We start from the raw sequence: 14,405 nt of genomic DNA on the forward strand, positions 1-14,405 counted from the left end.
GGTAAAAATTTGATCTGAGCAAAAAAAACGAGGGCAGATCACAATTTTACTAACTAATTTAATTAACTTTAGTAATGATCTGTGATGATATTAACAGATAATAAAAATTTAGATGGGAACTTGAATGTCTAACAAAGTAAATATCTCGGTTGAGAATTTGCCGGATACCTTACGTGGGCAGATCCATGGCGTTGAAAGCGCTATTGATAATGAAAATTTGGCATTGTTTACCGATAATAAAGATGTTCGTGTTCCTATTGAAAACGCTCGCCACGATCTTCGCGCGTATTCAAACACCTTTAATCATTATGATCTTTGGGGCCGTTTTGTGCGATCGGGTCATAAAAAACTGCCGGTAGAAGAAGCGCCGGGTAGAACGATTGTTACTCGACGTATCTCTGAACGCATTGATGGTATTCAATATGAAGGTGAATTAAAAATTACACCAGCGGTTGTTAGTACCAAGCAGCAGGGTGAAGAAAAAGAATTTTTAGTCTGGCCATCTGATCGCGAAGAAAAAGTAGAGCGTGCACTTATCCGCCTTGCTTCAAAAGGCAAAATTGTAAAAATTAACTTTAAATCGGGTATTCAATACGCGGTTGTATTCTCTATGAACGAGCTGGCACAAGAACTTAAAAGTGTTGGTCAGTCAATGCCTTACCCTCAAATTAAAGAGGCGTTAGAGGCGCTGCAAGGCTCTAAGCTGAGCTTTAAATATTCAGCGAAAGATACCAAAAATACTGATGTTGATGACTCGTTTTATGAGTCGAATATGAACTTTTTATCGTCGTTACATTTTAGCGGTAAAAAAGGTCAAGGCGGTAACATTAAGTGTGTTGCTTGTCTTAATGCCTTCGTTCACAACATGATCGATAACCTTGAATACAAAGGCTATTACTTTAACCGAGCACAAGAGCTTAAACGTGGCTTATCACGTTGGATGATGCTACGTCTTTACCATTTGTGGCGTTATGCTGCTCCAGGAAAAACACATCACTTCCGTTTGTTGTCGATTATGGAAAAGTACGGATCAATTACAGGTGATGAAGAAATTACTGAGAACAAACTTAAAGCTTTGCGTCGTGATATGACGACAACGATGAAAGATTTGATCAGTAAAGGGGTAATTTCAGACTACACCATTGATAATGTTAAAGATGATAAGTCTGGCAAAATTGTTGATTACGTTTATGAAATGTTCCCAACAGATGATTTCTGTGAAGAAATGTTGAGCCTGAACAAGCAGAAGAAACGCTTGGAAATTCAAAGTGGTAAACGCATCGCCGATGACGCTATTGTCATTGACAACGAAGAAGATATTGTACAAATCGTTGAAGATTAAATGCTTTTACGGTGTTTCTAAGAAAAGTCGCTCAATTAGGTAGCGACTTTTTTTTGCGCGTGTATCTGGCTTTTTAGCATAATCTGTAAGCTTGCCAATTTTTGTAACCTTTTCAGCGTTAAATAAAATAAACGGTAGCGCTGCACTAACATGATAGCGATCGCTGGCGCTAAACCGCACGTTTACTTGGGGTGACACCCGAATAGGGCGACGAATACGTAGCTTTTTATTTTCACTTAAACCTACTATCCGTTGTTTTTCTTGTTCAACCATTGCTTGCCATGTTGCTTTATCTTGCGTGATCATTGGTTTATGGCTTTGGTTTTGCTGTAAAAAGGTAAGTGCCTGTTTTGCGCTTAAGTGTTGAATTGAATGTTTATGCATCCAAGTAAATCGTACTGAATACGCGCTGCGGCTTTCACAAAAGATCTGGCGATAAAACGCTAGGGTGATCAAGTTGGGAATTGTACTGTGAACCAGTTCAAAACGGGCATCTTTGCTTTTTTCTGATAATACAATTTGCTTAAAATTCTGTTTTTCTTGATTAATTGCGCTAATAAGTGCTCGTATTTCGGGATCATCCCCTTTAATACCAATCACTCCAGGATGACGAGTCAATAATTTTCCGCTTAATTCGGGTTGTTTAAATACATCTTTAAATGCCGAGCAACTTTTATTGAGCGCATCTAGTCCTTCAAATGGAGTGACGGGAATCTCATCGGGAGGACGGTGGTTTTCCGCTTCTTTGACTTTTGGCAGTTGATAATAATGACAAAATGCGAGATCTGAATTAACTAACGCGTGTTGTAATTGTTCAATTAGTTGAGTGCACTTATCAAAGTGGCTGCGCAGTAAAAAACGTTTATTCATTCTTTGATCTCTAGCGATACTGAGTGTTTGATGGTATTTACTGTTGCTGACAAGCACAAGCTTTATGCGCCATTTTCTGATATAAACGCAGTATTACCAATCAGTTAAATTGTTTCATGCGCAAACACGCTATTTTTACGTACGGTGTTGGGTTTATTGCTATTTTATTGAGCCTTTTTATTGGGCTCAATGGCGGTAAAACCATTCTGCCTTGGCAGCTAAGCGAAATTGATAAAGTGATTTTATTTGATTTACGTTTAGCAAAAATTATTACTGCTATAACAGTAGGGATCTGTTTGGCGATTGCTGGGCATTTGTTTCAGTTACTGTTAGCTAATCCGCTTGCTGAACCCAGTTTACTTGGCATTTCAGGTATCGCATCGCTTGCTGTCATCTTAGGTGCGGCGGGGCTGATATCAAGTGCCTTTGATTTTAGTGTGTTCTACATGTTTTTATTTGCCTTATGCGGTGCTGCATTGGCAATAAGTGTGATCTTTTTGATCGCGAAAAAGCTCGGAAATTATGCCAGTCTCGCAATTATCTTGGCAGGCATTTGTATAACCACAATTACATCAGCGATTTCTAGTTGGTTTATTTTTTATTCAGATAACGATCAGTTACGCATTTTTAGTGTATGGATGCTCGGAAGCTTTGAACATGTCACTATGACCAGCGCACTGGTAACACTTGCAGCAACCGGTGTAATTGTTTCTTTATTAAAGCGTCGCAGTCGCGCACTTAATTTTGTCTATCTCGGTGATAGAAACGCACAATTGCATGGTATCGACGTAAAACGCTTGCGTTTAGAGTGCTTGTCAGTTGCTGCTTTATTAACGGCGATAGCGGTATCGCTAGGTGGTATTGTGGCATTTTTAGGCTTGTTGGTTCCTCATGCGTGCCGCATGATTTTCGGAAATGACAACAAGCATTTAATCACTAAACTATGCTTCGTTGGCGCTACGACTATGGTGTTTATCGAGTTTTTATCTCGTTCATTAATGAGTACCAACTTACCTTTAGCGCTTGTTAGTGCAACACTTGGTGGTCCGTTATTTATTTGGGTGTTGTTTAAGCACTTTGCGCACAGGAACCATATGTAATGACAGCGCCTATCAGTTTAAGCATTAACGATTTATTGTTAAACCCGTTTAATGGTTTTACGGTTCAGGTATCTGAGTTGTCGTTAAGCCCTGGTTTTTATCATTTATTAGGTGCAAATGGGGCGGGAAAATCAACCTTACTTGATTGTATTGCAGGCCTCTACAGCGAGGTTTATGGCGCGATTACTATTTCTGGAAGTTGCTACTCATCGTTATCGCTTCAACAATTAGCGCATAAGCGGGCGTACTTAACTCAGCAAAACCAAGCTCATTTTTCAATTACTGGTTATGAAATGCTGGCAATTTGTTTTGATAGCGAGATAGAGAGTTTAAAAGTGCTACTTGAAAATAATGCGGTAGTGCGTGGCTTAGAAGTGGCTGATTTACTTGAAAAACCGCTGCAGTTTTTATCCGGCGGCGAACGTCAACGCTGTTATCTAACGGCTACCTTGCTTGGTTGTGATGAAGAACTAAAGCCTCACGCTAACTTATTATTGTTGGATGAGCCTTTCACCGGGTTAGATATTAAACATACGTTATGGTTAATCGATTACTTAGAACATATTAGCAGTCGAATTTGTGTTTTATCTTCTCATCATGAGGTGAATTTCGCCTTAAAATCGCAAAACCCCTGTTTATTAATGAAAAAAGGTTCGCTAATAGGCGAATTTAAAGCAGGTCGTGATATTAAAATTTCGAATCTTGTTGATTGTTTTGGCCTTAATTCATCGCAAATAAGTTATGAAAATAATGCTTATTACCAAATATCATGGAATTAAACAAATTATCACTTGAAATTTAATTTTAGCCCTGTAAATTCGGAACTGAGGTTATATTGGAATGAGGAAAAATGTAGTGAAACCTTGGAGCCCGAATAGCTGGAGAGATCTCCCTATTCAACAACAGCCGAATTACAGAGACGCTGAACAATTATCAAACGTAGAAGCACAGTTAAATTCAGCACCACCACTGGTGTTTGCAGAAGAAACACGTAGTTTATTTAAGTATCTTGAGAATGTGTGCGAAGGTAAAGCCTTCTTACTACAAGGTGGTGACTGCGCAGAAAGCTTTTCAGAGTTTAACGCGGCGAGCATTCGCGATACGTTTAAAACGCTCATGCAAATGGCGGTTGTTTTAACTTACGGCGGTAAGTGTCCTGTCGTTAAAATTGCGCGCATGGCTGGTCAATATGCTAAACCGCGTTCAGCTGATCTTGAAACGATTGATGGCGTTAGCCTACCGTCTTATCGCGGTGATATCGTTAATAGTTTCGAATTTACAGAAGATGCACGTATTCCTGATCCGCAGCGTTTAATGCAGGCGTATCATCACAGTGCGGCAACATTAAACTTATTACGCGCATTTGCTCAAGGTGGCTTAGCAGATTTACATCAAGTAAACCGTTGGAATATGAGCTTTGTTGCGGCAAACCCACTTAAAAACAAATACCAAGAGCTTGCTGATCGCATTCAAGATGCACTTCAGTTTATGGAAGTGTGCGGTATTACATCAGGTAACTCTGCAAATATTCGCGAAACTGAATTGTTTACATCGCACGAAGCACTACTACTTGGATATGAAGAAGCATTAACACGTCGCGATCACTTATCGGGTGATTGGTACGATTGTTCTGCGCACTTTGTATGGATTGGTGAGCGTACACGTCAATTAGATCACGCTCATATTGAGTTCTTCCGTGGCATTAAAAACCCAATCGGTGTAAAAGTGGGCCCTGGCATGGATCCTGACGAACTGATCCGCTTAATTGATGCAGTAAACCCAGATAACATCCCTGGTCGCTTAACGCTTATTACACGCATGGGTGCGGACGTATTACCTGAAAAACTACCTGCGTTGGTACGTAAAGTACAGCAAGAAGGCCGCAAGGTGATTTGGAGCTCAGATCCAATGCATGGCAATACTGAAAAAGCCAGCAATGGTTATAAAACGCGTAGCTTTGATAATATTATGCGTGAAATAAGCCAGTTCTTTGCGGTTCATAAAGCTGAAGGCTCATACCCAGGTGGTATTCACCTAGAAATGACAGGCCAGCACGTAACGGAATGTACCGGTGGTGCATATGGTTTATGTGAAGAAGACTTGGCACAGCGTTATCGCACTCAGTGTGATCCGCGCCTAAACGCTGATCAGGTACTTGAGCTTGGTTTCTTAGTGGCTGATTTATTGAAAGACGCTCGCAAATAAGCAGTGTTTTTTATCACCATAGAAATACATTAAAGGCCTAAATATGGGCCTTTTTTTATGGCTAAATGGATCGATTTTATATTCATTATCGTTTAATTTTATTTACGCAGTTAGGCTTATTTACGCTAAGCTTAACGATAGGTTGTTAATATTTATCGCTTTTGTTGTTTTGAGTTATCGATGGTAAGGAGATTGGAGGCATTTTGATACGGATTTTACTGCTTACATTGAGTTTGCTTACGTTTTCAGCGTTTGCGGAGCAAAACAGCTTGCGTTACAACATGTCTGGTTCTAACAACTGGGTGCCTTACTACATGCCCGATAAAGCAACGCCAGGCATTCTTGGTGAGCTTATTCCGCTTATTCTAGTAGAGGCAAAAATCGAAGGCGTGCAGCTTAATTTACCGCCCAAGCGTACCAACCAAGCATTATTAGAAGGCAAACTCGACTTTGATACTGTGTGTGCTGAATGGTTTCCAAACCAAGAAGTTGGCCCTGAATTTGTGTTATCAAAGCCCTTGTTTACCGTAAAAGAATATTTTGTTGGGTTAAAAGATGCGGATAAAACTGCGCACTTAAACCACGACAACATCGGCACCGTTCTTGGTTACTATTACTACGATGATAGCTTGTTTAATCGCATTGATTTTAAATCAGAAAGAGAATTGGTGTTAGCACTTAAAAAAGCGCGTGTTTCGCGCATTCTTATTGGCGATTTAACGGCGAGTTATTGGGGTAAACGTTACGATGTAAATCTCGATTTCCAAAAGCTACATACTGAAGGGCTACTGAGATTACGCCTTAATAAACAAAAGCAGCACTTGTTACCAAATCTCAATGCTGCTATTGATGCGCTTACAGAGCGCGGTGTGATAGCGCGTATTGTATCAAAATACACCCGTCTTTATTCGACTAACCTTAACTAGTGACTAGGATACCCAAATAATACGCTGAGCTTTGCTCGTAGGGTTTTAGTTTGCTTTATCTGCCTGCTTAAAACACCTAATTGTTTAAAATTCGCGCTCAGTGGGTTGTCTTTTGGTAATTCACCAACAATGCCATATTTAATGGTAATTGCCTTATCTTCTGGTGCAAATGTGCCAAATAGTTTATCCCAAACAATTAATACACCAGCGTAATTTTTGTCGATGTACGGCCTGTTAGTGGCGTGGTGAATACGATGATGGGTCGGTGTGTTAAATACCTTTTCAAACCAGCCTAAATTACCTATCACTTGAGTATGAACAAAAAACTGATATGCCAAATTAATTGCCACAATTGCGAACACTAAACTCGGTGAAAAGCCAATTAAAATCATCGGCAACCAGAATAGCCACATGCCAACAATCGGATATAAGATGCTTTGTCTAAATGCCGTAGTAAAATTCATGTGGGTTGAACTGTGATGTACAACATGAGCCAACCAAAACCAATGAATATTGTGGGATGCACGATGAAACCAGTAATATAAAAAGTCTTGTAAAATAAAACCAAATAACAAAGATGTGAAGGTGAGTTTAATGTCGAATAAAGCATACTGATGTAGCCATAAAAATATTGGCATTAACACCAGTAATATCACGGCATCTGATGCTTGGTGTAACAGCGCCAGCAAGGTGTTATTAATGCTGTCTCTCATATTGTAGTGTTGTCGCGCTTTTTTAAACTCTAACGCGACACAAATAATAAAAACGGGGCTCAACCCCAGTAAAATAAGTTCAACTGGGATCATAATATGCTCCTAATTTATCAAGGCAATTGCGAATGTCGTTGGCCAAAATGCGGCGCAATAAAACACCAGGTAAATACCAAGGTGAATTACATTGTATGGTGTAAGTTACGGTTGTGTGTTACCATGTGGTAGCAAGGTAATAACGCCCAAATGCTTTTTCACAGGAAAGTCGTTTAATACGCGATAACGGATCTCATGTTCACTGGCATGGATAATTTCTTCTAAAAACGTAATACCCAACAGACTTATTTGCCTCACGCAGCCTTTTCCACCTATTGGTTCGTTATTATCTTGTGGCTTTACAACCTTGAATGACGCATTGAAAAACTGATTAAGGTTTTTGTGATCAATCAACTTAGTAAAAATTTGATCTGGCGTGGCCTGTATTGTTTTTTGATATTGAACAGAAATCATAAAAAATGACACTAATGAACACCTGTTAGCAGCATAATTTGACTTTAGCTGTTTATCTTGCGCTAATACGTCATAGTTTTTGTTATTTTACGACAATATTATGGCATCGGTTTCAATTGCGTATTTGCAAAGCGTTTTACACTACTTACATGATTTAGGCATAGAACCACCAGCGCATAACGCAAGTGTTGCGCTGAGTAATAGCGATCGCGCGCACCAAGTTTCAATGGAGCACTATGTTGATTTGCTTAATAGCGGCGCGCTTTTAAGTGAGCAAAGCTTATTCGGTTTTGAACTAGGTAAACGGATTCAAGCCAAAGATTATGGTGTGCTCGGCTATTTGGTTGAAAGCTGTGAAAATTTAGAACAAGCGATTGAGGCACTTATTCGTTTTGATTCGTTAGTTGCGGATATTGGCGAAACTAAGGTGAGTCATTTGGATCAACAAGTTCAGCTAGACTGGCATGTTAAAAGTGACGATTGTAAGCAAATGGTGCTAAGAAACACGACTGCTTGGGTTGCCACTGTGCGCAAGATTCTTGGTGAACACTACCAACCTGATGAAATAACATTTACCTTTAATTTAAGCCAAAATGAACGGCTTACGCTGAGTAATTGGTTTAATTGTAATGTGACAACAAACGCACTTAAAAACAGTATCGTTTTTTCTAAAGCGTTACTGTCAATCCCCTTTACAAGTGAAAACAAGGCAATGTTTCAGGCCTTAATACAGGTATCTGAAAAAGAGCTACAAGCACGCCAACCCAATGAAAATATAAAAGAGCAGGTAATATTGCTGCTAAAAGCAAAAAGCAGCTTAAAAAACTGCGATCAAAATCGGATCGCAGCTGCTTTGTTTATGAGCCCAAGAACTTTGCAGCGCAAACTAAAACAGCAAAATACCTATTTTATTGAATTATTAACAGATGAGCGAAAATCGCGAGTCGATTTTTTACTAACTCAGCACACTATTGCTGAAACCGCCTACGAGCTTGGTTTTCAAGAACAATCTTCGTTTACGCATGCGTTTAAAAAGTGGTTTTCGACAACACCGCTGCGCTATCAAAAGTTACTTTTAAAAAAATAATTTTCTTTTTTATTCCCAATATTTCATCTTGCTTCGTTATTTAGCTATAGGGTCAGCGTTGCTGGCAATAATAAAAATAACCTGGAATGAGGGAATACTATGGCGAAGGCTATTAGATACACATCGCTTGCTGCTGCGATTGCAGCATGCTTATCAACAGGCGTAAATGCAAACCAACAATCAAGTGAAGAAAAAGCCAATGACTTACTTGATATGGAACGAATTATTGTTACGGGTGGCACAGGACGAGGCTTAACCAAGCTAGAATCGTCGGTCTCAATCACTACACTTAATGCGGATCAACTATCGCGAGAACAAGCCTTAGGTACTGCTGATTTGCTCGAAGTTGTTCCCGGCTTTTGGGTTGAAGATTCTGGCGGTGAAACTAACAATAATGTTGCTCCACGAGGCTTACGTGGCGGTGAGGGGTTTCGTTACATTGGTGTGCAAGAAGATGGCTTGCCTGTGGTCTACGATGGAGTTTGGGTAGACTTTTACCAACGTCAAGATATCACAATAGAGCATATGGAAGCGGTGCGCGGCGGAACGAGTGGTTTGCTCACAACTAATGGCCCTGCCGCTATGGTTAACTTTATAACGCGCAAACCAGATGATATGGAAGAAGCGACGCTTCGCTTTACAGCTGCAGATTATGGTTTGTATCGCACTGACTTATACTATGGCACGCCAATAGGTGATGATTGGAAAATGGCTGTGGGTGGTTATTATCGCGTGTCAGATGGGGTGCGTAATACCGAATTTACCGCCGACCAAGGTGGTCAGCTTCGTGTAACCTTGATGCGTGAATTTGACAAAGGTAGTTTGACGTTATCAGCGAAACATTTAAATGACCATACCACTTTTTTTGTACCTATCCCCTTGCAAAATCAGCAAAATCCAAAAGGGATCCCCGGTGTAGATCCGAAATTTGGCACGCTAATTGGCAACGACCAACGTCGCTTAGATTATTTACAAAAGGACGGCAGTTATTTAACCCGTGATTTAAAAGATGGACAACACACACAGTTTTCTACCCTAGGCTATAACCTTGACTGGGAACTTAACGATAATTGGTTATTAAACGCCGCAGGACGTTATTCATCATTTGAAAATGATATGTATGTTTTGCTTAACTTTGATAATTCTACGTTAGTTGATGCAAATAGTAGACTCGAATATCAAGATGTACAAAACATGCTAACCACATTTGCCGATGACGGCGCTGTAAAAGCGATGTATCGCTTCGTTGGTTCCGATCAACTGTTACAAAACCCAGAAACGCTAAATGGCAATGGTTTAGTTACCACCAGCTATCCACTTTATTCACGCTACGATGCTGAGCAGTTCGTTAATAAATTAAGTGTTACCTATGAGGGAGAGCAACATAGTTTAACCATGGGTTGGTTATTTGCTTATGTTGACGCTGATTCATTACCAGTTGATAAATGGGAATCACAGTTTTTAACTGAAGTGCGTGACAATGCACGACGCCTTGATATTGTGGCGGTTGACAATAACAACAATGTAGTTGGGCAATTGACCGACCGTGGCTCAACGGGCTATGCACCTGGTTGGGGTCAAGCTACTGCGTTTGGTACCACAACGTCACATTCATTTTTCATTAACGAAGAGTTTCAAGTCACCGACGATTTACGACTTGATGGCGGCTTACGTTACGAAATTTTAAGTCTAGATAGCACGGCATCAGGCACTTTATTCGCCCAACCTGTGAATGGGGCATTTGATGAAAACGGCAATGATATCGACAATAATCTTGCTAACAACTATGTTGATATGCCATCGCATAAATTTTACAACAAGCAAAGTGATGAGTCGGAACTCGCATGGACACTTGGTTTTAATTACACCTTAAATGACACGACAGCGTTTTTTGCACGCTATGCCGATGCTTTTGAAATGCCTCGACTATTGAGTCATGGCCAGACAATTCATAGCGGCGACAATGCGACATTTAACGAGACGGTCAATTTAACCTTTAGTGAATTCGGCGCACGCTTCAGTGGTGATACTTTCAGTACATCAGCAACGTTATTCCAAACGAAATTTAAAGATCTCACAGAGCGCAACTTCACAGGTGATGATGGCGCTGTTGCAAATCAAACTATCGATACAGTTACCACAGGCATTGAGTTTGAAGCAGTGTGGCAACCAATTAGTGACCTGCGCTTTGACTTAACCGGCGTGGCGCAAAACCCTGAAATGGAAGGGTTTGATCAAAATTACAGTCATTGGGAAGGCAATCAGGTAAAGCGTACACCCAAAGTGCAACTGCGTTTAACACCGACTTATTACTTTGACAATGGTGATGTGTACCTAACCGCACATTATCTTGGCGATCGCTTTTCTGATGGTGAAAACAAGTTTGAATTACCTGCGTACATGACAGTTGATGCAGGTATTAACTACCATTTTAACGACCATTTAAAGCTGCACGTTAAAGCCACAAATCTGACCAATGAAATTGGTTTAACAGAGGGTAACCCTCGCGCGATTAATGATCAGCAAGCGGGATTTGAATACTACTACGCCCGCCCTATTTTAGGGCGTACTGTATCGGCGTCGATCACACTCGATTTTTAGTTAGCTAACCGTAGGGGTTGATGTTCTGCCGCCCCTATACTTCCCCCAAATGGCCTTTGCGGTGAATCGCTTAGGCTATTTTTTCTTTGGATATGTTATGAAAATAGTATTACGCCTTTTATTTTTAGCATTTTTTGGTTGTGGCCAAGTGCTTGCCAATCCCGTTATCGTGCCAAAACCTAATCACCTTGTTTGGCAAAATGACCAGTTTACACTCAATAAAAATACCACTTTGGTTTATCTTGATGATGCAAGCCAAGCCAGTGCGGAAGCTTTACACTTTTGGCTAAATAAAACGTCAGGGTTTCCGGCGACAGCCGCAACGCGAAAAAATGACATGCAGTCGGGCATTGTGCTGCAAATCGATAGTACGGATTTTAGTCAAGATGAATCATATCGCATCGAAGTATCGCGCCAACAGGCAAGACTGATTGGTGCTAGTAAAGCCGGACTTTTTTATGCGGTTGAAACATTTAAACAGTTATTTGATCATAGCTTTTTTGCCAATGCACCGGTAAACCAATCACAGTGGGTAATTCCTACTGTGCAAATTAGCGATCAACCGCGCTTCGCTTATCGCGGCATGCATTTAGATGTAAGCCGGCACTTTTTTGATATTGAATTTATAAAGAACTACATCGATTGGCTCGCTGCACATAAATTTAATGTGTTTCAGTGGCATTTAACCGACGATCAAGGTTGGCGCATTGAAATAAAAAAATACCCTAAACTAACCAGTGTTGGTGCTAGGCGTTCGCAAACGGTGGTTGGTCATACATACGATTATCAACCTTTATTTGATGGTAAAACGGTATCTGGTTTTTATAGCCAAGCGCAAATTAAAGAGGTAATTGAATACGCCAAAGCACGTCATATTGAGGTGATCCCTGAAATTGATATTCCAGGACATAGCACAGCCTTGCTTGCGGCCTATCCTGAATTTGGCTGCAAAAATCAAACCCTAGCAGTGGAAGATAACTTCGGTATTTTCGAGCCGGTATTATGTCCTACCGAACAAACCTTTGCGTTTTTGAAAAATGTATACAGCGAGGTAGCGGCGCTATTTCCCTCTCAGTACATTCACATTGGTGGTGATGAAGTGATAAAAACGCAGTGGTTAGAAAGTGCCTTTGTGAAACAATTAATGACTGAACAAGAACTGACATCAGGTGAGCAAGTACAAAGCTACTTTATTAAGCGTGTTAGCCAAATTATTAAACAGTTAGATAAGAAAATGATTGGCTGGGATGAGATTTTAGAGGGCGGCTTAGCGCAAGACGCGCTTGTGACAAGTTGGCGCGGTGAAGAAGGGGGAATAAAAGCTGCAAAACTTGGTCACAATGTCATTATGAGCCCATATCAGCATATTTATTTCGACGCGTATCAGTCCGAATCAAGTGAGGAACCAAAAGCGATTCATGGGCTAACTAGGTTAAAGCAGGTGTATCATTATGAGCCTATTCCTAAACAGCTAACAAAAGGCCAACAATCACTTGTATTAGGTGCTCAAGGCGCACTGTGGACAGAGTATATCAAAACTCCACGCCACGCCGAATATATGCTGTTTCCAAGGCTTGCCGCACTTAGTGAAGTACTGTGGAGTAAGCAAAAAGATTGGCAAGCGTTTAACAGTGCACTGCCTCAGTTAATATCGCGCTACCGCCAACAAGGTATTAATGTTTCAACGTCACACTATAATCCGCATATTGACGTTTCGTTTAATGCCACGCCGCGAATAACACTTAACGCAGATGGGTATGATGGCGCGTTACGTTACACGCTAGACAATAAATTTATTGATTTTAATTCAGCAGAATATCAAAAATCGCTATCGGTATTCGCAACCAATAAAATTTACACTGTTAGCGCGAAACAGCAATTGAATTCGCTCGGCGAGTTTTCAAAGCGAAGTCATTTGACCTTTGCGCAACATAAAGCATTAAACAAAAAAATTAGCTTTGTAGATGCGCCTGCAAAGGGCGGAGCAAAGACGATTCTTGATGGGCGTTTTGCATATGATCAGTTTTACGATGTAAATAAATTTGCGGTGTTTTATGGCAATAACATGGATGCCACTATTGATTTTATTGAACCAACAGCGTTTTCAAAAATTGTAATGGGGGTTGACACGGGACGACATCGTCAGTTCCATCCACCGTTGTCGGTATCAGTCAGCGTTAGTAACAATGCAAGTGATTGGCAAGAGGTGATAACACTATCACAAGAGCAAATAACCGGGCCATTGCTCACCCTTAGTTTTGAGCCGCAAAAGGCCAAATACCTACGTGTAACGGTCATCAATGCCGATAACTCACAAGATCCGCAAATACCTAAGTTACCTCTGTATATTGACGAAATTGCGGTTTTTTAATGAAGGAAGCGCTAACAGTAAAGCTTGCTATAAGGCTATTGGCTTATTGTTGACTAGCAAAAAAAATTGCAGCATTGGATTCCCAAATAGTAACGCTAATTCGTTTACTAATTGAAAGGGAGTTTTTTAGGGATCCGATTTGCGCGCCAGTAACGTTAAAAATATAACCGATGTCACTCAACATGGTGAGATGAAAAAGCTTTATGCTGAACATCACAGTAAATTGCTGATCCATATTATGAAAAAGGGCATGACAAAGGCTGAAGCTGAAGATATTGCACACGAGGCCTTTGTAAAATTACTCGGTTTAGATAACCCAAATATTGCCAGTTATATCAATGCGTATTTGTATCGCATTGCGACCAATTTAACCATAGATAAATTGCGCCGCCGAGCGCGCAGTCCTGAGGTAAGCGGTGATGCTGCATTTGATATCGCACATTATGCCTCGCACTTAAAACCTGAAGATAACACCCAACACACTCAGTTACTTACCAAGATGGCTGCGCTGGTGGAATCTCTGCCATACAAGTGCCGCCGTAGTTTTTATCTATACAAGATAAAAGGAAAAGAATATGAAGAAATTGCCCAAGAACTGGATATATCAAGCAGTATGGTACGTAAACATGTACTAAAAGCCGTGCGCTTTTGTTTCGCTAACTTAAAAGATGAGTTGTAGTAAG

At 40.5% G+C, this 14,405-nt stretch carries 12 protein-coding genes; 9 read left to right on the forward strand and 3 right to left on the reverse strand.

Annotated features, from left to right (window positions below; all coding sequences use genetic code 11):
• Positions 1-124: 124 nt before the first annotated feature.
• Positions 125-1,342: a hypothetical protein gene (locus tag C2M30_RS15450; RefSeq protein ID WP_010558445.1), complete on the forward strand. Its 1,218-nt coding sequence runs from the start codon at positions 125-127 to the stop codon at positions 1,340-1,342.
• Positions 1,343-1,348: 6 nt separating this feature from the next.
• Here the strand turns inward: C2M30_RS15450 and C2M30_RS15455 are convergent, their stop codons facing one another.
• Complete coding sequence (locus C2M30_RS15455) at positions 1,349-2,212, reverse strand: DNA replication terminus site-binding protein (RefSeq protein WP_105172312.1); 864 nt, start codon at positions 2,210-2,212, stop codon at positions 1,349-1,351.
• Positions 2,213-2,328: 116 nt separating this feature from the next.
• Between C2M30_RS15455 and C2M30_RS15460 the strand changes: the two genes are divergently transcribed.
• The 4 genes from C2M30_RS15460 (at position 2,329) to C2M30_RS15475 (ending at position 6,443) form a co-directional block, all read left to right on the forward strand.
• Positions 2,329-3,312, forward strand: a complete 984-nt coding sequence (locus tag C2M30_RS15460) for a FecCD family ABC transporter permease (protein WP_010558447.1) — start codon at positions 2,329-2,331, stop codon at positions 3,310-3,312.
• On the forward strand, positions 3,312-4,091 hold the full coding sequence (locus tag C2M30_RS15465; RefSeq protein WP_105172313.1) for an ATP-binding cassette domain-containing protein: 780 nt from the start codon (positions 3,312-3,314) through the stop codon (positions 4,089-4,091). The genes C2M30_RS15460 and C2M30_RS15465 overlap by 1 nt, the downstream gene beginning before the upstream one ends.
• Before the next feature lie 76 nt (positions 4,092-4,167).
• Positions 4,168-5,517 carry a class II 3-deoxy-7-phosphoheptulonate synthase gene (locus C2M30_RS15470; RefSeq protein ID WP_010558449.1) on the forward strand — a complete coding sequence of 450 codons (1,350 nt, stop codon included), beginning with the start codon at positions 4,168-4,170 and terminating at the stop codon, positions 5,515-5,517.
• 203 nt (positions 5,518-5,720) lie between these two features.
• Positions 5,721-6,443 carry a transporter substrate-binding domain-containing protein gene (locus tag C2M30_RS15475; RefSeq protein ID WP_158683483.1) on the forward strand — a complete coding sequence of 241 codons (723 nt, stop codon included), beginning with the start codon at positions 5,721-5,723 and terminating at the stop codon, positions 6,441-6,443.
• On the opposite strand, the gene C2M30_RS15480 is transcribed toward C2M30_RS15475, so the two are convergent.
• Positions 6,440-7,249, reverse strand: coding sequence for a sterol desaturase family protein (locus tag C2M30_RS15480; protein ID WP_105172315.1), 810 nt, complete (start codon positions 7,247-7,249; stop codon positions 6,440-6,442). The two genes, C2M30_RS15475 and C2M30_RS15480, sit on opposite strands and share 4 nt — an antisense overlap.
• Before the next feature lie 105 nt (positions 7,250-7,354).
• Positions 7,355-7,675, reverse strand: coding sequence for an SRPBCC family protein (locus C2M30_RS15485; RefSeq protein ID WP_234004749.1), 321 nt, complete (start codon positions 7,673-7,675; stop codon positions 7,355-7,357).
• Positions 7,676-7,763: 88 nt separating this feature from the next.
• Between C2M30_RS15485 and C2M30_RS15490 the strand changes: the two genes are divergently transcribed.
• From C2M30_RS15490 to C2M30_RS15505, 4 genes are all read left to right on the forward strand, one after another.
• The gene (locus C2M30_RS15490) at positions 7,764-8,750 is read left to right on the forward strand and encodes an AraC family transcriptional regulator (protein WP_105172316.1); all 987 of its coding nucleotides are present in this window, start codon (positions 7,764-7,766) and stop codon (positions 8,748-8,750) included.
• Positions 8,751-8,849: 99 nt separating this feature from the next.
• Positions 8,850-11,351, forward strand: coding sequence for a TonB-dependent receptor (locus tag C2M30_RS15495; protein ID WP_105172317.1), 2,502 nt, complete (start codon positions 8,850-8,852; stop codon positions 11,349-11,351).
• Positions 11,352-11,448: 97 nt separating this feature from the next.
• Positions 11,449-13,722 (forward strand): beta-N-acetylhexosaminidase, encoded by a 2,274-nt coding sequence (locus C2M30_RS15500; protein WP_234004750.1) that lies wholly within the window; start codon positions 11,449-11,451, stop codon positions 13,720-13,722.
• A 139-nt stretch (positions 13,723-13,861) separates the two neighbouring features.
• A complete protein-coding gene (locus C2M30_RS15505) occupies positions 13,862-14,401 on the forward strand; it encodes an RNA polymerase sigma factor (RefSeq protein WP_234004751.1) in 540 nt (179 codons plus the stop codon).
• The last annotated feature ends 4 nt before the right edge of the window (positions 14,402-14,405 follow it).

The organism is Pseudoalteromonas sp. T1lg24 (assembly GCF_002964745.1).
GTDB classification, from domain to species: domain Bacteria; phylum Pseudomonadota; class Gammaproteobacteria; order Enterobacterales; family Alteromonadaceae; genus Pseudoalteromonas; species Pseudoalteromonas spongiae.